The sequence below is a fragment of the Bacillus sp. CZDM1 genome, from assembly GCF_055502545.1.
Genome location: NZ_JBUESO010000005.1, coordinates 362,546 through 384,136, shown reverse-complemented (window position 1 = coordinate 384,136; position 21,591 = coordinate 362,546). Strand labels below are relative to the sequence as shown.

Here is a 21,591-nt window from a genome sequence, read left to right as displayed (position 1 = left end):
CCTTTGGTTTAAGTAATATAAATATAAATTATATGAAATCTCCCCCAAATAAATACAACTAACTCCTAATCAAAAAACACCTTATTGTAATATTTCCTAATTTTATAAATATTATCTCCACCTATTATATTTGAAATAATTACCTTTATTTTTGTTTTAATCCTAGTGTTAAGTGGAAGCCAACTTTTATAAAAATAATGTATTGTATACGAATATTCTGTTATTAATTTTCTACAATTTATATAATCGTATGGTGAAAAATATGTCTGTGGATAAATTGTTCCCATTTCTTTAATTTCCTGGTATTCTCCATTCAAAATTACACCGTATTCTTGAAATATTTTCGTAATAACTGCCACATTGGTGAGATTATTATATTTACCTTCTTCAGTAATGAATTGCTTATCTTTATATGAGTCTAGAAATAACTTTATTAAATTATTACCTTTAGACGCTCCTATCGTACTTGTTGCTATAAAATTTGCTTGTTCAAATCCCCAAAAGGAATCATGATGTAATAAATCATCAAAAGGTTTAATAACTTCAACATCTGTATCTAGATAGATTCCACCGAAGTTGTACAAAGCATAAACCCTTACATAATCACTAACAAATGCAAACTTGTTAGTTTTATAAGCTTCTTTGACATAAGAATTACAGTTTATTTCAAAATTATCTTCATTCCATTCTCTAATTTCATATTCAGGTAAATTCTTAATCCAACTTTGTATGCATCTCTTCACAATATCTGGTTTATCCTTTTTACCAAACCAACAATAATGTATTATTTTAGGTATTTTATTCTCTGTTTTCATTCAAGTAAATTCCCTTCAAGAATGACATCAATTTTCTAGTAACCTTATCTTTTCTTACGTTCTTTTTACTATTCACTATTAATCTTTTCCTTCTGCCATTTAATAAACTCAATTAGTGTTTTATATTCTTTAATCTGCTTTTTATCAACTCCAGATTTTTTTAATTCACTTATAAACTCAAGCCACTCAGTTTCTAAAAATTGTTCTGTCTCTATTTCAGACCCTAGCAAGGTTTTTAGATCTACATCTAAAACAGCAGCTAACTTCTTTATAACTTGAATAGAAGGATTTTCATTTATATTTCTCTCAATTACACTTAGATATGACTTAGAAATATTTGATCGTTCAGCTAGTTCAGATAATGTCATTCCCCTTTTTTTTCTTAAATCAGATATATTTTTTCCAATCATTTATCTGTACCTCATTTATCCTTATTTTTGGAAATTAGAATTCTATATTTAGAATCATCAGATTTTTCCTTTTAGTGCTAAACCTTCAACTTCAAGGTTGCTTTTATACAGTTTAAAACTCTTTTTTGATCTTCTTCTTGCATATTAGATCCGGAAGGTAAACAAATTCCATTCATGAATAAATGCTCAGATACATTGTTATTTTCACTATGAGGATAGTATTTATGACCATAAAATAGAGGCTGCTTATGGAGTGGCTTCCAAACAGGACGTGCTTCAATATTTTCATCCGCTAAGCGGTCAAGTATTTCCTTAGAAGAGGTTCCCGCCACTTTTTCATCTATTGTTAAAGTGGTTAGCCAACGGTTTGAAAGGGTATTTTCTAATTCTGGCATAAGAGTAATGCCTGGTACGCCCTCTAATTCTTTACGGTACTGCTCAAAAATTAATCTTCTAGCCTGCACTCTTAAATCTAATACCTGTAATTGTGCTCTGCCTATCCCTGCAAGTATATTACTCATTCGATAGTTATAACCTATTTCACTGTGTTGGTAATGTGGTGCTGGGTCTTTTGCTTGCGTGGCTAGGAAACTAGCCTTCCTTAATGACTTGCCATCATTTGAAACGAGCATTCCACCTCCAGATGTAGTTATTATTTTGTTACCATTAAATGAGTAAATACCATACTTTCCAAATGTTCCACTTGGTTTGCCTTTATAAGTTGATCCAAGTGATTCAGCTGCGTCTTCAATGATTGGTACTTCAAATTGATTACACAAGGAGAGTATGTCATCCATTTTGGCACTTTGGCCATAAAGATTAACTACAATGACTGCTTTAGGTAAAACTCCTTCCTTGTATGACTCATTAAACGCTCTTTCTAAAGCTTGAGGGGACATATTCCATGTATCTGGTTCTGAATCTATGAATACTGGTTCGGCTCCTAGGTAAAGAATAGGATTTGCACTAGCTACAAAGGTAAGGCTTGAACAGAATACCTTATCCCCTTTCTTTATATCTAATAAAGAAAGAGCCAAATGAATTGCTGCAGTACCCGAACTTACCGCAACAGCTTCACTGGCTCCAACATATTCCGCTATTTCTCTTTCAAAAGCATCAACATTAGGACCCAATGGTGCGATCCAGTTTGTTTCAAATGCCTTATTAATATAAACAAATTCATTTCCGCTCATATGTGGCGGTGAAAGAAAGATTCTTTTTTTTCTTTCTGTGATTGACATTACGCCCCATCCCCTTTACTTCGTTTTAGTTAAAGAAATAATTTTTAAAAAACTCTATAAGTTGATAGTTACGATTTATTAAAATTAATAGAACTTAATACTTGTTTAATTTCATCAATAAAGTCCCTAGTATTCAATTTTTCTGTCTCTTCGCCCTTTATGCATAAATATAATAATAATTCTAGAAATATTTGTTCTGAAAGTTTATTAGAATCTTTCATTGTTTTTTCCTCACGTTTATATTCTCTGATTTAACTTACTTCTAAAACATGTGACCTTTGGAACCAATATTTGTGAATAAAATGCTAAAAAAGTTACTTTTGTAGGTTATATTTAAAGATAAAACATTCTCATAATAGTAATAAAGAAAATAACAGACTAATATTGCATAATAGATTATTTTTTGATCCCTTTCACAAAAGAGTTTTACTACCCAAGAAATTAATATTAATTGATATAAATTGAAATAAATAGAGAACCTTGCAAATATCCAATTCTGTGTTGAGACAATCATAAAAACCAAACCTAAAATCGACATATTGACAATATAATCGCTATCTCTAAATATTCTCCTCATTTTATCTCGTCCCAGGAATGCAATCAAAAGTGGTGCAGCGTATACTACAACCCTTAGGTAATTTGCTCCACCCTCATCAAAGTTTTGATACATCCCGTATTGGGTGTCTTCAATGGCCGAAAAGAGAACTGTGGTAAATTGTTCAAAGCCAATTACAATAAGTATAGAAATGAATATAAGAATAATAGTAAATTTTGACCAAGCTTTAGTTCGAGCTAAAAAATATATAGGAATTAAAATAAGTGCGCTCTGATGAAAAGTAGATGCAAAAAGTATTACAAAAGTATACTTTTTCCAGTTACCTTCAATTAAAAATTTAGTTGCGGTAAAAATTATTGCAGCTGCTAGAACTTGCCTTATACCGTTCATTGATACTAAATATAAGCCACCTGTAATATATACGAATAAACTTAGATCTAACAATCTGGAGTACTTATATAAGACTAGAATGATAAGCAGATTTGTAAGTAGGGCAGTAAAAAATATCATTAATTGTGGGTTGTCTGAAAATTTTTGCAAAACCAGTTGAAGTACACCAAATCCAATATCTTTTTGTGTTTTTATTTGTTCCCATGTAAAATCATTTAATTCATAAGAATGCATGTAAGCTTCAGTATCACCTATGTTGACTCGAAGACCAGAGACTAATACTAATATTAGGAAAGTGATAAAAACTAAAAATTTATTGGGTCTTATACTTTCATTTCCATTAGGAATGGGGGAAGTGAAATACCTTGAGAAAAATGACAAAATGTAAACAAAGGACAAGTTAAGCCAGAATATGCTCATTTTTTATATCCTTTCTACTATGCATATCTGATTGGGTTAATCTTATTTTTGAAATTTCCTATAGCTGATTCCAAGATTATCAAGTGTTTTTAATGACTGTCGATTTAGTGGTGTTTTGTATATAAAAATATAAAAGCAATCCAAAAGGGATTGCAAATAACGTCGTTAATTTTAATGGAGATTCTTGTAAAAATTTAAAATTTTTAACCATTAAACTACTTGATACATAATGAATAGACTCGCGAAACCTATCTTTAAATTTGGCCGAATATTTCATTGAAACTTTTCTAAAAAACAAAAAACCTCTAGGGTTTTTCTTATATTGATTTATGATATTCATACTGGAACCATCAGGTAAATATTCTACTATACAAAGTACCTCATTCAATATAAGTAAAGGATATTCTTGGTCTATAAGAATGTATTTATAACTAAGGGGACAATATTTTTCATCCTCAAATATAGGATAAGGTGGAGTGTTTCGTGTCAAATAAGACCGATAAACAAGTTTTTTATCGCCTTTAACCCGATATTTTCCGTATAAGTCTGAAAGAGTTGATTCCTTAATACCTTCTGGCATTTTGGTACCGATTATTTCTCCATTGGGGTTAGCATCTAGCCCGACAATTCCTGCATATTTATCACTTCCGTTTTTCTTCCAGAACGACAATATATTCTCTACGCAAGTATCAGGTATATAATCATCTGAATCGATGCAAACATTTAACTCTGTATCTATCAATTTATAGGCAGTATTATGGGCACCATGCATTCCTTGGTTTTCTTGGTAATGATATCGAATTGGAACAAGATTTTCCTTTTTCCATCTTGATACAAGATCATTTGTATTATCTGTAGAGCCATCATCAATGATTAACCAAACAAAATTTTTATTAGTTTGTCTTTTTAAACTTTCATAACATAAATGAAGAGTGTATGAACGATTATAGGTCGGTGTAAATATTGTTAATATAGGAGCCATTTTAACCTCCAAATTATTTTACTCCACTTAAATAGTACTCTTCGTAATATTTTGAGAGCCATTTGGTCATTGTTACTGTATCATAATTGTATCTTCGTAGGTTTTCTGTTGTATCTACGTGGTCATAAGTTGAACAAAGAATTTTATCTGACCATACTGATGGATGTTCTTGAAGACTGATAAAATCTAATCTTCCTGTTATATCACTTTCTTCTGTAATCGTATTTGAAACCAAACATTTCAAACCAGCTGCTTGGGCTTCTATTAGTACTACAGGTAACCCCTCAAAAAGTGATGGAAAAAGAAAAATATCCATCCCCTGCATTATTTGTGGGATATCATTTCTAACCCCTAAGAAAAGGACGTTTGACGATAAGCCTAAATTATGCACTTTTTTTTCAATAACATGCCTCAAATTACCTTCTCCACATAAAAGTAATATGGAATCCGACTTTTTACTTTGTACTTCTTTGAAAACTTCTATAATGTATTCATGGTTTTTTTGTTTATTAAATCTACCTATATGGCCAATAACTAATTGGTTTTCAACACCTAGCTCATTTCTTATTTTTTTTCTAATTTCAGCATTATACTTAAACTCTTCTATATTCACTGCATTGTTAAGTACAGTGACTTCCTTTGAGTTCATCTCTTTTCCAAAAAGCCACTCCCCTGCTTTTTTCGAGCAAGCAAAATAATCACTAGGTTGATCTTTCATGTAATACCTAGCATATAAACGGAATGGGAGCTTGATGTCTATTCCTAAATCACTCAAGTGACTATGGGCAATTCTTCCTGGTACCCCAGCACGTTTGGCTGCCCTTAAGACAAAACTACTATTTTCGTTGATATGTGAGTGAACAACTTTATATTCCGGATGAGACCTAAAAAAATCATCCAACTTATTAAAGTAAGTCGCATAATTCCCAGGACGTATTTGTGGCATTCTAAAAATCTTTCCACCCAGGTTAAAAATTTCCTCGTCATAATCACCTTTTTCATATCGGTGTACCATAAAATCAAATTGGATTTTAGTTCGGTCCATTTGCCTATAATAATTCATTAACATAGTTTCTAGACCACCACGGTTCATGATTGTCACTACTTGCAATATACGAAATGGTTCCAATGATTCTCCTCCTATCTTACGGTCTTTCTAAGAAAGTTAATGGCTATCAACATTAAATAGACACCTAGCGAAAAACGAACTTTCGCACAAAAATAAAACGCTCTCCAAGTAATTGAAAAATGTGATAATTCCAACTGTTTGAATGAACGGATTATTCTTTGATCATTTAGGATAGAATTTATTTTCCTTATCTTCATTATAAAAGAATCATTATTTCCTTTACTTATCGTATTAAAGCCAAGGCCGAGTATATTGAGGCAAATACGATTATTTAATGCTATTTGGAAATTCGCATCCAATTTATGCTCTTCTATAAAGCTTCTAATCTTGCTATATAGGTTAAACCATTGATCAATTAAGTACGGCTTAAAACCAGAAGTAACCGAACCATCATTCTCACGCCAATAATGATAATAAGGAGTATTTATAAAAATAAAAGATTGGGCATGAAACACTGCCAAAATATTAAACAAAGAATCTTCATTTGTACCTATTTCTTGAAGATCTGAAAATGTAAGGTTATTCTGTTTAACTAAATCAGTTCGATAAAGCTTAGACCATACAGTTCCCCATGCATCAAGTAATTCAGGATTTGCGATTTCCTCATTAACTGGTCCAATTAAACGTCTCATTATTTTCGTTTTTACATCATCATCGTTATAACTAATTTTACTTGGAAGGTTGAAAATTTTTTTCTTAGAATGACTACCAAACTCTCTTATATAAGTGCACATTATTATGTCAGCATTTTCCTTAGTTGCTGTGTCATAAAGAACGTTATACATTTCTTTATCTACCCAATCATCGGAATCAACAAACCCAATAAATTCACCCTTAGCCAGTTCAATACCAAAATTTCTGGCAGATGATACCCCTGCATTAGTTTTATGGATAATTTTAATACGTTTATCCTTATGTCTATATTCCTCTAGAATTTTTTTACTTGAATCTGTTGAACCATCGTTTACTGCAATTATCTCTATATCAGATAAATTCTGCTCTACTAAACTATCCAGACATCTTCCTAGGTATCTTTCCGCATTATATACGGGCACTATAATACTTACTTTTGGATTCATTGACATCCTCCACCATATAACTTGAGTAAATTTCACTAAGTTCTAAGGTTACTTGTTCTAAAGAATACTTCTTGATTATTTTTAGGTTTTCACTACTCATTTGTAGACTTAATTCTTGTGAATGAAAGATTTCAAGTATCATTGATGCAAATTTTTGTTTTTCTGTAGGTGATATTAAAAAGCCGTTTACTCCATTAATTACAAGTTCTTTGTGACCCCTATTAATAGTGGCCACAATTGGTAAACCGCTTGCCATTGCTTCCATAATATTTACTGGCAGTCCCTCTCTTAGACTAGATGCAACAGCAATATCACAAACTTTCAATAATTCTTTAATGTCAGTCCTATATCCAAGGAAATGGATCATATCTTGAACACCTAATCTAACTGCTGTTTGTTGACATTCTTCTAGTAAAGGTCCATCCCCAGCCAATAAAAGTTTAGCACTTGGTATTTCTTCTTTAATAGCGGCGATAATATCAATTAATAATTGATGATTTTTATTTTTATTAAATTCTGCAGCATAAAACAAGAGAAAATCATCAGACTTGTAGCCGAAACTTTCTCTCATTTTGCATTTTTGCTGATATTCAACTGGTTTGTAAAGGTCTGTGTTTACTCCAACACCATGAACATGTTTTATCTCCTTTGCCTTAAATCCTCTTCTTTTCGCAAGTTGGTAGTCTTCTTGATTAATTGTTATTAAACAATCTGTGTGGAAAGAAAGTAATTTTTCAATCGGATAATAGAGTAACCAATTTATTAATGGCGCACCTTTACAAAAATGAAAACCATGAGCAGTATAAATTACATTTGTATTCTTTCTTCTTGTATTCCTCGCTGCTAAACGTGCAAGTACTCCACCCATTGGTGTATGACAGTGGATAATCTTGTATTCATTTTTTAAGATAATATCCTTCAATTTTTTATATGCCAAAATATTTTTTGTATTAAAAGGGGATCTCTGGATTGGAATATTATATTTTTCATCAACAAATGGGAGAACAATGTCACCAAAAGCTGCGACATGAACCTCCCATCCCTGTTCTTTAAACCACTTTATATAAGGTAAATGAAAAGCATTAAAATGGTAATCTACCGTCGCACAAAACAAGACCCTTTTACTCATGATTAATCCATCCATCCATCTAGGTTAACTTGATTTCTTCCTTATTTAATACTTCAGATAGATAATCCAATAAACTACTGCGTAAATCATCACGATCTAAGGCAAATTCGATTATTGTCTTAATAAAACCCATTTTTTCCCCAACATCATATCGTACACCTTCAAAATTATAAGCATAAACCGCTTCAAACTCATTTAGTCTTGCTATTGCATCGGTGAGCTGAATTTCACCGCCTGCACCTGGTTTTTGGGTGCTTAATATTTCAAAAATCTTAGGGCTTAAAATATATCGTCCTAAAATTGCTAGATTAGAAGGCGATTCCTCCTGTCTTGGTTTTTCAATTAGATTTTTTACAGTATAAAAGCGCTCATCTATATATTTACCATCTACAATTCCATAACGAGATACTTCCTTATCTGGCACATTTTGAACACCTAGTATAGATGCATGATAACGGTCATATTGCTCAATCATCTGTTTAAGACAAGGCTTTTCTGCTTTGACTATATCGTCACCGAGCAATACTGCAAAGGGTTCGTCACCAATAAATTTTCGCGCACACCAAATGGCATGCCCTAGGCCTTTTGGCTCTTTTTGGCGTATATAATGGATATCTACTAGCTTAGATGACTTTTGCACCTCATGTAATAACTCAAATTTCCCTTTGTCTAATAGATTCTGCTCAAGCTCAAAAGAATGATCAAAATGATCTTCAATTGCTCTCTTTCCTTTTCCCGTAACAATTATGATATCCTCGATCCCAGATTCTATCGCTTCCTCAACAATATATTGGATGGTTGGCTTATCTACAATTGGAAGCATTTCCTTTGGCATCGCCTTAGTCGCCGGTAAAAATCTTGTTCCAAGTCCAGCAGCTGGGATAATTGCTTTTCTTACTTTCATATAAAAACACCCCTAACTTGATATAGGTAGAAATGGTTTAGCAGGCACCTTGTTGTTCGCGATCCTCAAGAGCTGGTCCCTTAGGTCTTCTTTTTCCATACTAGAGAAATTAACTAATAAATCCTTTATTTCTTCAATATAAAGCTCGGAAGTTTTGCCAATATGAATTTTCGGATAAATCTGTTTTTCATCTATCTCATCATCTTTTAATAGTTCTTCGAACAACTTCTCACCTGGTCTAATCCCCGTAAAGTCAATTCCTATATCCTCTATTGAATTACCAGACAGTTTGATTAAATTTTTAGCAAGATCAACAATTCTCACTGGCTCACCCATATCTAATACAAAAATTTCCCCACCTTTCGCAAGGGCCCCAGCCTGTATTACTAATCTTGAGGCTTCTGGAATTGTCATGAAATAACGCACCATTTCAGGATGAGTAACGGTAACAGGACCTCCCTTTTCAATTTGCCTTTTAAATAATGGAATAACACTCCCTCTGCTACCCAGCACATTGCCAAATCTAACCACAACGAACTTCGTTTGACTACCTTTATCCATTGACTGAACTATCATTTCAGACAGCCTTTTGGTTGACCCCATTACACTAGTTGGATTTACTGCCTTATCGGTTGAAATCATGACGAAGATTTTCACTCCATGCCAACTAGCTGCATTCGCCACATTCCTTGTACCAATCATATTATTTTTCACTGCTTCTTCAGGATTTCGTTCCATTAGTGGTACATGTTTATGAGCTGCAGCATGGTATACGACATCAGGTAGATGAGACTGCATGACAAACTGCATTTTTTCTGCATCTTGAATATCAGCAATTACTGTTACAATTTCAATTGTTGATTCACCAAATTTCTCCTTTAATTCTAGTTCTATCGAATATATACTGTTCTCTCCATGTCCTAATAGGATCAATTTTTTTGGATTAAATTGTGAAATCTGACGACAAATCTCTGAACCAATAGATCCACCAGCTCCTGTTACCAATACAGTTTTACCTGTAAGGTATTTTGAGATTGTAATAATATCAAGATCTATAGGAACCCTTCCTAAAAGGTCTTCAACCTCGACATCCCTAAATTGACTAACTGAAACCTTCCCTGTTGCTAAATCCTCAATCATCGGGAGGATTTTTGTTTTTGCTGACGTTTTCGCACATTCCTGAAAAATAGTATTTAACTCTTTCCTACCTAACGAAGGAATGGCAATCACTATATTGTGTATGTGAAGTCTTTTAACCATTTCTTCTATAGAACTGACTCCCCCAACAACTGGGATACCTAAAATATCAAGTTTTTGCTTATGTTTGTCATCATCAATAAATCCAACCGGGAGAAGGTCTGCCCCATGATTTTTTAAAAGTTGCCTTACCACCATTGTGCCTGCAGCACCTGCACCAACAATTAAAGTTCGTTTTTTATTTTTATTATTGTTAATTATAGAATCTAAGTACATTCTCCAGCAAAACCTAGAACCTCCAAGAAAAATGATATGTAGCAACCAGGTGACTGCCAGCATCCTAAAGTGTATTTCATGGATAAACATTTGTTGTATCAAGGCAGCAGCAATAATAGAGGAAGTAACAATTTTTAAAATAATCAATAATTCTCCAACACTCGCATATTCCCAAGCTTTTTTATATAGCTTTAACTTAAGTGATAAGATATGATGACTCATCAAAATGGCTACTGAAGTGATTACCATTGGTATAGAAATGACATTGACAGTGGCATTAACTAAAAATCCACCAAAAAAAATTGCCATTATGACAATACATGAATCCAAGAAAAAAAATAAAGACAGCCTTTGCCGATAAGTCATACTCTCTCTCCTTTAAGTTATTTAAATAATATTGCTGTAATAAAATTAAAAGCTTTGATTATAGGGTCTCTTCGAAGGCCATATAATCAAAGCCTTTAATTATAAAATGAGGCATCTAACCCCACCTCACATCACACTACCGACGACTAGCGTCTAAGGTTTATTTCAACCCACAGCATGACCGAGTGCCTCCATCGATAATGGTAAGGAGACATCACCAGTTTTACAAATAAATGTATAACTTATAAAGAACAAATAGAAATTCAATAACGAACAACCTCATTAAAAATAATACCAATAAAAGGTATTATTGGTTTTAGATTGAAAATTATCTTATCCCATTAAAAACTACACCAAGGATCTTTGCCTCTGTAAACTCTAGTGCTTTTTTTGCTTTAATAGCACTAAATTTTGTAGTTGAACGCTCGCTTAATACGATAATAACCCCATCACTCTTATTTGCTAGAACTTTTGTATCTGCAAACTCAAGTATTCCAGGAGAATCTATTAGTATAATGTCATATGTTTGCTGGGCTTCTTGTAACAAATCTCCTAGCATATCTAAACCTAGTATCTCAGTTGGATTACTAGGTGTAACTCCACTGGTTAAAACTGCTAATCTCCCTATCTCTGTTGAATAGATTGCATCCTCAAAAGTTGATTTACCGGTAAGTACATCAGTTAGGCCTACTTTATTAGATATTTTAAAAATAGAGTGAAGTTCCGGTTCCCTTAAATTCGCATCAATTATAAGAACCTTTTCCTTCTGTTGTGCCATTGATACAGCAATATTAGCTGCCGTTGTCGACTTCCCCTCCCCCTTGCTTGGTGAGGTTATTAATAATACTGCTTTCTTTTCTTTTTCAGTTAAAAAGCGAATATTGGTACGAATTGTCCTGAATTCCTCTGCTATGAGTGAACTTGGGTTTGAATAAGCTATTAAGCTTCGTTTCTGGCTTTTATATGAAGTTTTACGTTTATTTGGAAACACTTGTCTCACCTCTAAAATTTAACTCCATTTGATATTGACTTTTCTTTTTAATACTTTTTTTATTTATTTTGGAAACTCGCCCAATTACCGGAATACCCAGAATCTCCTCAATTTCAACATCAGACCTTAGAGTATCATCGAATGAATCCAATAAGAACACCAAACCGATTCCTAAAACTAGACCAACTACAAGAGCTAGAACGATATTTCGTATTTTATTTTCATTAATTGGGTAAGGATATATATTCGCCTTTGACAATAGTTTGATATCATTGAATCCTAGAATTCTTGGGACTTCCTCTTTAAATACTTTTGTAGTTGAATTCGCTATTTCCGCAGCTATTTTCGGGGACCTATCCACCACATTAATACTAACAACCTGTGATCCCGAGATACTCTCGACACTTATCTGTTCAGACAATTCCTTTGAGGACTTTTCCAATTCAACTTCTTCTATAACTTTATCTAATATCATTGGATCTGTAATTATTACATGAAGAGTTTTCATTAACTCAGTATCTGCCCCAACTATAATGCGTGCTGATGACTGATATAACAATGTATTATAATAAGTGTTATAAATAATACCAATACCCACAGTCAGCAAAGAAAAAACAGCAATTATCCAGAACCTTTTTTTTAAAACATTAAATATTTCTCTTAGATTAATATCCCTTACTTCCCTTTTTTCCGCACTATTCATGGGCTAATGCCAGCCACCTTCCCACATATAATTAAAGAGCAAAAATTATATAAAAATATTAAAAGTAGAATAATAATAATTAATTGCAATTTATAACTCAATACTAGTTCTTTATAAAGAACTAGTCAATAGCTTTTATTGTCAGAATTTGACTGTAGATAATGTTCTTATTTTAAGTTACAAAAAAGACTCTCTTTTGAAAACTACTTCGTTTATTTATTCACTTTATCTTTATTCTTTCAGGCTTAAATATATAAACTAGGATACATTCCAACGTGTTGATATTAGATTTGATGGTTCCGTATTATCCCTATTCTCAAATTTACTTTACCTTACTTTACAAATAACAGTATTGTTCCTTAGATATTGATAATTCAAAAATTAGTAAATTACCATGGTATTCCCTTGTAATAAATGAGTAATATATCCTAGAAAAATGATGAAATATGTAAAAAGAAAAATTACTAATTCTATTAATCGAATATTTGATGTTTCTAAATTCACTAGTTAATATCTAATTTCACCAATGTTGCATAGAAAAAACAGTTCAATAGCCCAACGGGACTTATACATCTCTGAATTTTATTCGGCACTCAAATCAAAAGGAATTTTTCTTTATACCAAATAACAAAATTGGGCATTTTGAGTATTTTTAATAGTGAAATTAAATTAATGCAACACTAGTGATCCAATTTTAAAAAATAAATAATTGACACTTCTCCTTTACTGTAGTAAATTTTATAAATAATCTAAATATTTATGTTCTTATCAAGAGAGGTAGAGGGAATGGCCCTATGACGCCTCAGCAACCTTCAATGTCTTATTTCATTGAAAAGGTGCTAAGTCCTACGAGTTATTTGTTAACTTGTGAGATAAGGAGAATGACCTGTGCGAACGTGCATCCAAAAGTCTTCTTCTTAAAGAAGACTTTTTTTGTTTTTTATAAAGGAGGAGGATTAGGAAAATGGTTTATAAAGTTGACACGAAGTTAGCTCAAATTGGCAATAGAAGTGATAAGGTGACAGGCACCGTAAATCCTCCTGTTTACTTTTCAACAGCTTACCGTCACGAGGGCATTGGACAATCAACAGGATATGATTACTCAAGGACAGGAAATCCTACTCGGCAGCTCCTTGAAAAGGCGATTGCTGATCTTGAAGGGGCCGATCAAGGATATGCCTGCAGTTCGGGGATGGCTGCTATTTTTACGATTCTTTCCCTCTTTCAGTCTGGTGACGAGTGGATTGTCAGTGAGGATTTATATGGAGGAACGTATCGTTTACTAGAACAGGGATTTAAAAAATGGGGACTCCAGACTCAATATGTTAATACTTGCAGTCCAGAAGAAATTGAAAGCAGGATTACTCCACAAACCAAGGCGATTTTCCTTGAAACCCCGACCAATCCACTTATGCAGCAGTCTGATATAAGTGCTGTCTCAAAAATTGCAAAGAAACACGGAATTATTCTAATTGTGGATAATACCTTCTATACCCCGCTTCTCCAACAGCCTATCGTGCTTGGAGCGGATATTGTTATTCATAGTGCAACGAAATACTTAGGCGGTCATAATGATGTCCTTGCTGGTCTTATTGTTGCAAAGGGGAAAGAAATTTGTGAGGCGCTGGCGTTTCACCATAACGGAGCGGGTGGAGTTCTAAGTCCTTTTGATTCTTGGCTGGTAATGCGCGGAATGAAAACTTTATCTCTTCGTATGCAGCGGCATGAAAGCAATGCGAAATCAATAGTGGAATACCTTTCTGCTCATGAAGGCGTAACAGATGTTCTTTACCCAGGAAGAGGCGGAATGGTTTCCTTCCGCTTACAGGATGAGTCCTGTATTAACCCATTCCTGAAAGAACTTTCACTTATTACGTTTGCTGAAAGCCTTGGAGGAACAGAAAGCTTTATTACCTACCCTGCCACACAAACGCATGCTGACATACCAGAAGAAATTCGAATTCAGTCCGGGGTTTGTAATCGACTATTAAGATTTTCTGTAGGACTAGAAGATCCAACTGATATCATTCAAGATCTTGAACAGGCATTAGCTAAATTAAAAGAAGGAGTGATGGGATAATGAGTTCGGAAGAATATCGTTTTGAAACAAAGCTCCTTCATAATCAGCATAAAGTCGATCCAAATACAGGAGCAGTAAGTGTGCCCATCCAGCATGCTTCAACCTTCCATCAGTTTGATATCGAAAGTTTCGGAAAATACGATTACGCTAGAAGTGCAAACCCAACAAGAGAAGCACTTGAGGATGTAATCGCTGAATTAGAGGGTGGAACAAGAGGCTTTGCTTTTTCGTCGGGAATGGCAGCTATTTCAACAGCCTTCCTCCTCCTTTCTTCCGGTGATCATATCGTGATTACTGAGGATGTGTATGGCGGCACATATCGAATGGTCACAGAGGTACTGACTCGTTTCGGAATACAACATACATTTGTAGATATGACAGACCTTAACCAAGTAAGAGAGGCAATTAAGCCTAACACAAAAGCATTTTATGTTGAAACACCATCTAACCCTACATTAAAGGTTACGAATATTAAAGCCATTAGTGATTTGGCTAAAGAAATTAACGCCATTACTTATGTAGATAACACTTTTTTGACTCCTGAGTACCAAAGACCTTTAGAGCTTGGAGCGGATGTAGTTCTTCATAGCGCAACTAAGTTTTTATCCGGTCATAGTGATGTGGTTGCAGGTCTTGCGGTTGTTAAAGATGAAGAGTTAGGAAAGAGACTGTACTCCTTACAAAATTCCTTTGGTGCTGTACTTGGGGTACAGGATGCATGGCTTGTACTTAGGGGATTAAAAACCCTTCATGTCAGACTAGAACAATCTCAACAATCAGCTCTGAAAATTGCTGAGTTCCTAGAGGATCATCCTCTAATTGAAAAAGTATATTACCCAGCTCTTAAAAATCATCCACAGCATGAATTGCAACAAGAACAGGCAGCGGGAGCAGGCGCGGTATTATCATTCGAACTCTATGATGAAGAAGCACTTAGAACCTTTGTCTCAAATGTAAAATTACCTGTATTTGCAGTGAGTCTTGGTGCGGTAGAATCCATTTTATCCTATCCTGCTAAAATGTCCCATGCAGCAATGCCTCAAGCAGAGAGAGAAAAGCGTGGAATCAAAAATAGTCTCCTCCGCCTTTCTGTTGGTTTAGAGAATCCAGATGATTTAATAAAGGATTTTTCACTGGCCCTTCAAGTGGTAAATGAACAACAACTGACTGTAAAAAGAGGCCGATAATATGAGTCTATTAGAAAAATTAGAGAAGCAAATATTAATTGCTGATGGTGCCATTGGTACTCTCCTCTACTCTTTTGGTAAGGATAGTTGTCTTGAAGAACTAAACCTATCAAATCCAGATAAGATACAGGAAATCCATAAAGCCTATATTGATGCTGGTGCTGACGTGATTCAAACAAACACTTATGCTGCAAATTATCTAAAACTACAAAGATATGGTTTAGAGGACTCTGTAAAAGCAATCAATAGTGCAGCCGTCCAAAATGCAAAATTAGCAGCTCAGCAAAACGCTTATATTCTTGGTACAGTCGGCGGTAACCGTGGGATTAAGCCAAGTGCATTATCAATAGAAGAATTAAAGCGCAGTTTCCGTGAACAGCTCTATTGCCTATTGCTAGAAGAGGTAGATGGGATTTTATTAGAGACCTTTTACGACCTTGAGGAACTAGAGACAGTTCTTACAATTGCTCGAAAAGAAACAAAGCTTCCGATTATTGCACAGGTCTCACTTCAGGAGTTAGGAATTTTACAAGATCAAACACCGATTAATGAAGCTTTTACTCGGCTTGAAAGCCTTGGTGCTGATGTCATTGGCTTGAATTGTCGGCTTGGTCCACATCATATGCTGAAAACACTTGAGCAGATTGAATTACCTAAACGAAGCTTTCTTTCTGCCTACCCGAATGCTAGTTTGCCAGCCTATACAGACGGGATATTCCATTATGAGGGTGACGCAGATTATTTTAAAAAATCCGCCCAAAGCTTCCGTCAGGAGGGTGTACGTTTGCTAGGCGGATGCTGCGGAACGACCCCGGCGCATATCCAGGCATTTGCATCAGAACTAAAAAATAGCGTGCCTATCACCGAAAAAGTAGTTAAATTAAAAACGAAGAAGATCATCATTGAACAAAGTGCAGCTAAAAGGGATCACCAGCCTCTCGAGGAAATCGTTAAGGAACGTCCCTCGGTTATCGTAGAATTAGATACTCCAAGAAAGCTTGATACCAGCAAATTTTTTGAAGGCGCAAAGGCTTTAAAAGAAGCAGGAATCGATGCGATTACTATGGCAGATAACTCTTTGGCTCAGGTAAGGATTTCCAATGAATCTTTAGGTTATCTTGTTAAACAAGAATTAGGGATGCGACCGCTTATCCATATTGCCTGCAGAGACCGGAATATTATTGGTTTGCAATCCCACCTAATGGGGCTTCATACCCTTGGAATGAATGATGTTCTGGCAATCACAGGTGACCCAGCCCGGGTCGGAGACTTCCCTGGCGCCTCGTCCGTCTATGATGTTTCTTCATTTGAGTTAATACAAATGATTAAACAATTGAACGAAGGCTTATCCTTTTCAGGAAAAGACCTAGGGCAAAAAACAGCTTTTAGCATTGCCGGTGCCTTTAATCCAAATGTTCGTTCAGTAGAAAAGGCTGTAAAACGCCTGGAGAAAAAGATTGAATATGGCGCAGATTATTTCATTTCACAGCCTGTCTTCTCTGAGGAAAAATTGATTGAAGTATATGAGCATACCAAAAACCTTAAAGCACCTATTTATATTGGGCTGATGCCTCTAACAGGCAGCAGAAACGCTGAGTTCCTTCATAATGAAGTACCAGGAATTAAAATCTCCCAATCTATTCGTGACAGGATGTCGGCATTAAGTGATCAACCGCTTCTAGCAGCACGTGAAGGAATTGAAATAACGAAATCATTAATTGACACAGCACTTGATTTATTCAATGGGATTTATTTGATCACACCATTTTTACGGTATGAACTAACAACAGAATTAGCCATCTATGCCAAACAGCGTGCAAGTCAAGTAAGGGGGAACAGCTATGTTGAAAGCTCCATTCAGTGAACAACTAAAAAAACGGATTCTTGTAATGGACGGCGCCATGGGCACCATGATCCAAGAGGCAAATTTATCAGCAGAGGACTTTGGCGGTGAACAATATGAGGGCTGTAATGAATATCTAAATGTTACAGCTCCTGAGACAATCGCGAAAATCCATCGTGAATACTTAGAGGCTGGTGCTGATATTATTGAAACGAATAGCTTCGGGGCCACAAGCATTGTTCTTGATGACTACAATCTAGGCTTTAAGGCTTATGAATTAAATAAAATTGCCGGTCAAATTGCCAAAAAGGAAGTTGAGAAAATTTCAACAGCTGAGTGGCCGCGGTATGTTGCCGGTTCAATGGGACCGACAACAAAAACGCTAAGCGTCACAGGCGGAACCACCTTTGAAGCACTTGCCACTTCTTATGAGGAGCAGGCAATTGGGCTGATTGACGGTGGTGTTGACCTCCTGCTGCTTGAAACAAGTCAGGATATGCTAAATGTAAAAGCTGGCTTTATTGGAATAAAAAATGCATTTGATAAAACAGGCAAGGTGCTTCCCTTAATCGTTTCCGGTACGATTGAGCCGATGGGTACAACCCTGGCAGGACAGTCCATCGAATCCTTTTATATTTCGTTGGAACATATGAAACCTGTGGCAGTGGGACTAAATTGTGCGACAGGTCCGGAATTTATGCAGGAGCATGTCCGTTCCCTTTCCAATCTTGCTACATCAGCGATTATTTGTTATCCAAATGCTGGGCTGCCTGATGAGGAAGGACATTATCATGAAACACCTGAAACGTTAGCGAAAAAGCTTGCAGACTTTGCAGCCCATGGCTGGTTAAATATTGTTGGCGGCTGCTGTGGTACAACACCAAATCATATTCGAGCAATTTCAGAAGAGATGAAAAAGTTCTCACCACGCGAGGCACAGTCTTCTGATTTCCATATGGTATCAGGAATTGAACCATTCGTTTACGATGACCCGACACTACGTCCGATTATGGTCGGAGAACGTACAAACGTCATTGGCTCTCGAAAATTCAAACGCCTAATTAACGAAGGTAAGATTGAAGAAGCAGCAGAGATTGCTCGTGCACAGGTTAAAGGCGGCGCACATGTTATTGACATCTGTCTTGCTGACCCTGATCGTGATGAATTAACCGACATGGAGAATTTCATTCCTGAAGTAGTAAAGAAAATAAAGGCTCCGCTAGTTATCGATTCGACAGATGAAAAAGTAATCGAAAAAGCACTCAAGTATTCTCAAGGAAAAGCAATTATTAACTCCATTAATCTTGAGGATGGCGAGGAAAGATTTGAGGCAGTTGTTCCATTAATCCATAAATACGGTGCTGCTGTCGTCGTTGGTACGATTGATGAAAAAGGTATGGGTGTTACAGCTGAAAAGAAATTGGAAATAGCCAAGCGATCTCATGACATTCTCGTCAATAAGTATGGTTTAAAGCCCCAGGATCTAATATTTGACCCACTTGTTTTTCCTGTTGGTACAGGTGATGAACAGTATATTGGATCTGCAAAAGCAACGGTGGAAGGTATTAAGTTAATCAAAGAACACCTTCCTAAGACACAAACCATTCTTGGAATCAGCAATGTATCCTTCGGTCTTCCGCCTGTCGGCAGAGAAATATTAAACTCGGTGTTTTTATACCACTGTACATTAGCAGGGCTTGATTATGCGATTGTAAATACTGAAAAACTAGAGCGGTTCGCTTCCATCTCAAAAGAAGAAGTCACATTAGCAGAAGCCCTTTTATTTAACACAACAGATGACACCTTAGCCACTTTCACTGAATTTTATCGAGGCAAGAAGAAAGAGACAAAGAGTACAGTACCAAATATGAGTTTGGAAGAACGACTTTCCTACTACGTGGTCGAAGGCACGAAGGAAGGCCTTTTGCCAGATTTGGCTTTAGCAATTGAAAAGTACCCTGCTCCGCTTGATATCATTAATGGACCATTAATGGAGGGCATGAAAGAAGTAGGAAGACTGTTTAACGACAATCAGCTGATAGTCGCCGAAGTTCTCCAAAGTGCTGAAGTTATGAAGGCATCTGTCTCTTATTTAGAACCTTATATGGAAAAGGGTGATGTTTCTTCTTCCAAAGGAAAAGTCATCTTAGCAACTGTAAAAGGCGATGTACATGATATTGGGAAAAATCTAGTTGACATTATACTTAGCAATAACGGTTATGATGTTCATGATTTGGGGATTAAAGTATCACCTACAGAATTGGTTCAAGTGATTCAAAAAGAAAAACCGGACATCGTTGGATTATCTGGCTTGCTGGTGAAATCTGCACAGCAAATGGTGTTAACAGCACAGGATATGAAAGAAGCTGGAATTTCAACTCCAATCATGGTAGGAGGAGCTGCCCTTTCTAGAAAGTTCACCGATACCAAAATTGCAAAAGAGTATGATGGACTTGTTCTTTATGCCAAGGATGCTATGACTGGATTATCACTCGCGAATCAGCTTCAATCTCCTGAAGAGCACGAAAAACTGATTGCTGAAAAAAGGGAAAAACTAGCCGCGATTGAACTTCCGCGCGATTTGCCTATTCGTTCAGCTGTATCCACCGCAGTTAAAACAAGACCTTCTGTTTCGACAGAAGTGCCAGTTTTTACACCGATGGATACTAAGAAACATATCTTAAAAACCTACTCCCTATCCCATATTGAGCCATATATCAATATGCAAATGTTAATTGGGCATCACCTAGGGGTAAAAGGAAAAATTGCAAATTTACTTGCTGAAAAGAATGAAAAAGCTGTAAAAGTAAAAGAAGTAGTTGATGGATTATTAGCAGATGCTAAACAAGGTAATTGGATTTTACCAGCTGCTGTCTATCAATTCTTCCCTGCTCAGTCTGATGGGAATAAGATATTTATTTATGATCCAGAAGAGCCTAATACTGTTATTGAAACATTTGATTTTCCCCGTCAGGAATCTGCACCTCATTTATGTTTAGCAGACTTTGTAAAGTCTGTTGACAGTGGGGAGAAAGATTATGTTGGTTTCTTTACGGTAACTGCGGGAAGAGGAATCCGTGAAAAGGCAGACCAGTTAAAGGCTGAAGGCCGTTTCCTTGAGAGTCATGCCCTACAAGCTTTAGCACTTGAATCAGCAGAAGGCTTTGCAGAGTTGATTCATCGTCAAATGCGCGACCGCTGGGGTTTCCCAGACCCGCTGACATTTACGATGCAGGATCGATTTGCCGCTAAATATCAGGGACAACGCTTCTCTTATGGTTATCCAGCATGTCCGGACTTAGAGGATCAGAAAAAATTATTTGCGTTAATTCATCCAGAGGAGATTGGGATTGAATTAACGGATGGCTGCATGATGGAGCCAGAAGCCTCCGTATCAGCCATGGTATTTGCCCATCCTGAGGCAAGATACTTTAATGTTTTAAGATAGATAAAGTCCGCGGATTGATTCCGCGGGTTTTTTTTAACTTTTTTAAGAAATTATTGGGACTATCCAGTCAACCTGCGTAACTCATTAAAAAACATTGTTCTCTCCATTTCTGCCTGCCAGGACAATGTGTCAATTTTTATCGGCTTCTGATAATTTTCAATCCGGTATCCCACAATTTCAACAATTTCAGATGATAGTATGTCCAAATAATCTTCAGATTGAGATTCTTTAGTAAACTGATTCACTTGCAGCAAAATATTAATTAAATGTATATATTACGGGTCACCCAAAGATTTTCTTTTTTCAACACAATGGAGCCTTTCTATATAGAAAGACTCTAATTTTTTGTGATTATTTATATAAATACCTATGGGAGAAAACAAGAAATTTGTTATGTTTTTCTAGGAGATTAGAACCTACCTTAAGAAATAAAGACAAAGTGAAG

The 21,591-nt window shown here is 35.6% G+C and carries 17 protein-coding genes and 1 riboswitch; of the genes, 4 read left to right on the top strand and 13 right to left on the bottom strand.

Going from position 1 to position 21,591, the window contains the following annotated elements; translation table 11 throughout:
* Positions 1-65: 65 nt before the first annotated feature.
* The 13 genes from ACY3XC_RS14495 to ACY3XC_RS14435 all read right to left on the bottom strand — a co-directional run bounded on the left by ACY3XC_RS14495 (position 66) and on the right by ACY3XC_RS14435 (position 12,588).
* The gene (locus ACY3XC_RS14495; protein ID WP_464869184.1) at positions 66-815 is read right to left on the bottom strand and encodes a glycosyltransferase family 32 protein; all 750 of its coding nucleotides are present in this window, start codon (positions 813-815) and stop codon (positions 66-68) included.
* 68 nt (positions 816-883) lie between these two features.
* Positions 884-1,225, bottom strand: a complete 342-nt coding sequence (locus ACY3XC_RS14490) for a helix-turn-helix domain-containing protein (RefSeq protein WP_464869183.1) — start codon at positions 1,223-1,225, stop codon at positions 884-886.
* A gap of 77 nt (positions 1,226-1,302) precedes the next feature.
* Positions 1,303-2,466, bottom strand: coding sequence for an aminotransferase class I/II-fold pyridoxal phosphate-dependent enzyme (locus tag ACY3XC_RS14485; protein ID WP_464869182.1), 1,164 nt, complete (start codon positions 2,464-2,466; stop codon positions 1,303-1,305).
* A 68-nt stretch (positions 2,467-2,534) separates the two neighbouring features.
* Positions 2,535-2,687 (bottom strand): hypothetical protein, encoded by a 153-nt coding sequence (locus ACY3XC_RS14480; RefSeq protein ID WP_464869181.1) that lies wholly within the window; start codon positions 2,685-2,687, stop codon positions 2,535-2,537.
* 41 nt (positions 2,688-2,728) lie between these two features.
* Entirely contained in the window at positions 2,729-3,832 is a 1,104-nt protein-coding gene (locus ACY3XC_RS14475) for an EpsG family protein (protein WP_464869180.1), read from the bottom strand.
* A 79-nt stretch (positions 3,833-3,911) separates the two neighbouring features.
* Positions 3,912-4,814, bottom strand: coding sequence for a glycosyltransferase (locus tag ACY3XC_RS14470; protein WP_464869179.1), 903 nt, complete (start codon positions 4,812-4,814; stop codon positions 3,912-3,914).
* A 13-nt stretch (positions 4,815-4,827) separates the two neighbouring features.
* A complete protein-coding gene (locus ACY3XC_RS14465; RefSeq protein WP_464869178.1) occupies positions 4,828-5,943 on the bottom strand; it encodes a glycosyltransferase family 1 protein in 1,116 nt (371 codons plus the stop codon).
* Positions 5,944-5,954: 11 nt separating this feature from the next.
* Positions 5,955-7,022 (bottom strand): glycosyltransferase, encoded by a 1,068-nt coding sequence (locus ACY3XC_RS14460; protein ID WP_464869177.1) that lies wholly within the window; start codon positions 7,020-7,022, stop codon positions 5,955-5,957.
* Positions 6,985-8,154 carry a glycosyltransferase family 4 protein gene (locus tag ACY3XC_RS14455; RefSeq protein ID WP_464869256.1) on the bottom strand — a complete coding sequence of 390 codons (1,170 nt, stop codon included), beginning with the start codon at positions 8,152-8,154 and terminating at the stop codon, positions 6,985-6,987. Before ACY3XC_RS14455 ends, ACY3XC_RS14460 begins: the two co-directional genes overlap by 38 nt.
* A 16-nt stretch (positions 8,155-8,170) precedes the next feature.
* Entirely contained in the window at positions 8,171-9,055 is an 885-nt protein-coding gene (gene galU / locus ACY3XC_RS14450; RefSeq protein WP_464869176.1) for a UTP--glucose-1-phosphate uridylyltransferase GalU, read from the bottom strand.
* A gap of 12 nt (positions 9,056-9,067) precedes the next feature.
* Positions 9,068-10,894 carry a polysaccharide biosynthesis protein gene (locus ACY3XC_RS14445; RefSeq protein WP_464869175.1) on the bottom strand — a complete coding sequence of 609 codons (1,827 nt, stop codon included), beginning with the start codon at positions 10,892-10,894 and terminating at the stop codon, positions 9,068-9,070.
* Positions 10,895-11,222: 328 nt separating this feature from the next.
* Positions 11,223-11,885, bottom strand: coding sequence for a CpsD/CapB family tyrosine-protein kinase (locus ACY3XC_RS14440; RefSeq protein WP_464869174.1), 663 nt, complete (start codon positions 11,883-11,885; stop codon positions 11,223-11,225).
* The gene (locus tag ACY3XC_RS14435) at positions 11,872-12,588 is read right to left on the bottom strand and encodes a YveK family protein (protein WP_464869173.1); all 717 of its coding nucleotides are present in this window, start codon (positions 12,586-12,588) and stop codon (positions 11,872-11,874) included. The genes ACY3XC_RS14440 and ACY3XC_RS14435 overlap by 14 nt, the downstream gene beginning before the upstream one ends.
* Positions 12,589-13,350: 762 nt before the next feature.
* Positions 13,351-13,467, top strand: a riboswitch (SAM riboswitch).
* An 85-nt stretch (positions 13,468-13,552) separates the two neighbouring features.
* Here ACY3XC_RS14435 and ACY3XC_RS14430 point away from each other — a divergent pair.
* Genes ACY3XC_RS14430 through metH form a run of 4 tightly spaced genes read left to right on the top strand, consistent with a single transcriptional unit; the run spans position 13,553 to position 21,146 of the window.
* Positions 13,553-14,668 carry a methionine biosynthesis PLP-dependent protein gene (locus ACY3XC_RS14430; RefSeq protein WP_464869172.1) on the top strand — a complete coding sequence of 372 codons (1,116 nt, stop codon included), beginning with the start codon at positions 13,553-13,555 and terminating at the stop codon, positions 14,666-14,668.
* A complete protein-coding gene (gene metC / locus ACY3XC_RS14425) occupies positions 14,668-15,855 on the top strand; it encodes a cystathionine beta-lyase (RefSeq protein ID WP_464869171.1) in 1,188 nt (395 codons plus the stop codon). Before ACY3XC_RS14430 ends, metC begins: the two co-directional genes overlap by 1 nt.
* A 1-nt stretch (position 15,856) precedes the next feature.
* Complete coding sequence (locus tag ACY3XC_RS14420; RefSeq protein ID WP_464869170.1) at positions 15,857-17,719, top strand: bifunctional homocysteine S-methyltransferase/methylenetetrahydrofolate reductase; 1,863 nt, start codon at positions 15,857-15,859, stop codon at positions 17,717-17,719.
* Positions 17,697-21,146 (top strand): methionine synthase, encoded by a 3,450-nt coding sequence (gene metH, locus ACY3XC_RS14415; protein WP_464869169.1) that lies wholly within the window; start codon positions 17,697-17,699, stop codon positions 21,144-21,146. The genes ACY3XC_RS14420 and metH overlap by 23 nt, the downstream gene beginning before the upstream one ends.
* The last annotated feature ends 445 nt before the right edge of the window (positions 21,147-21,591 follow it).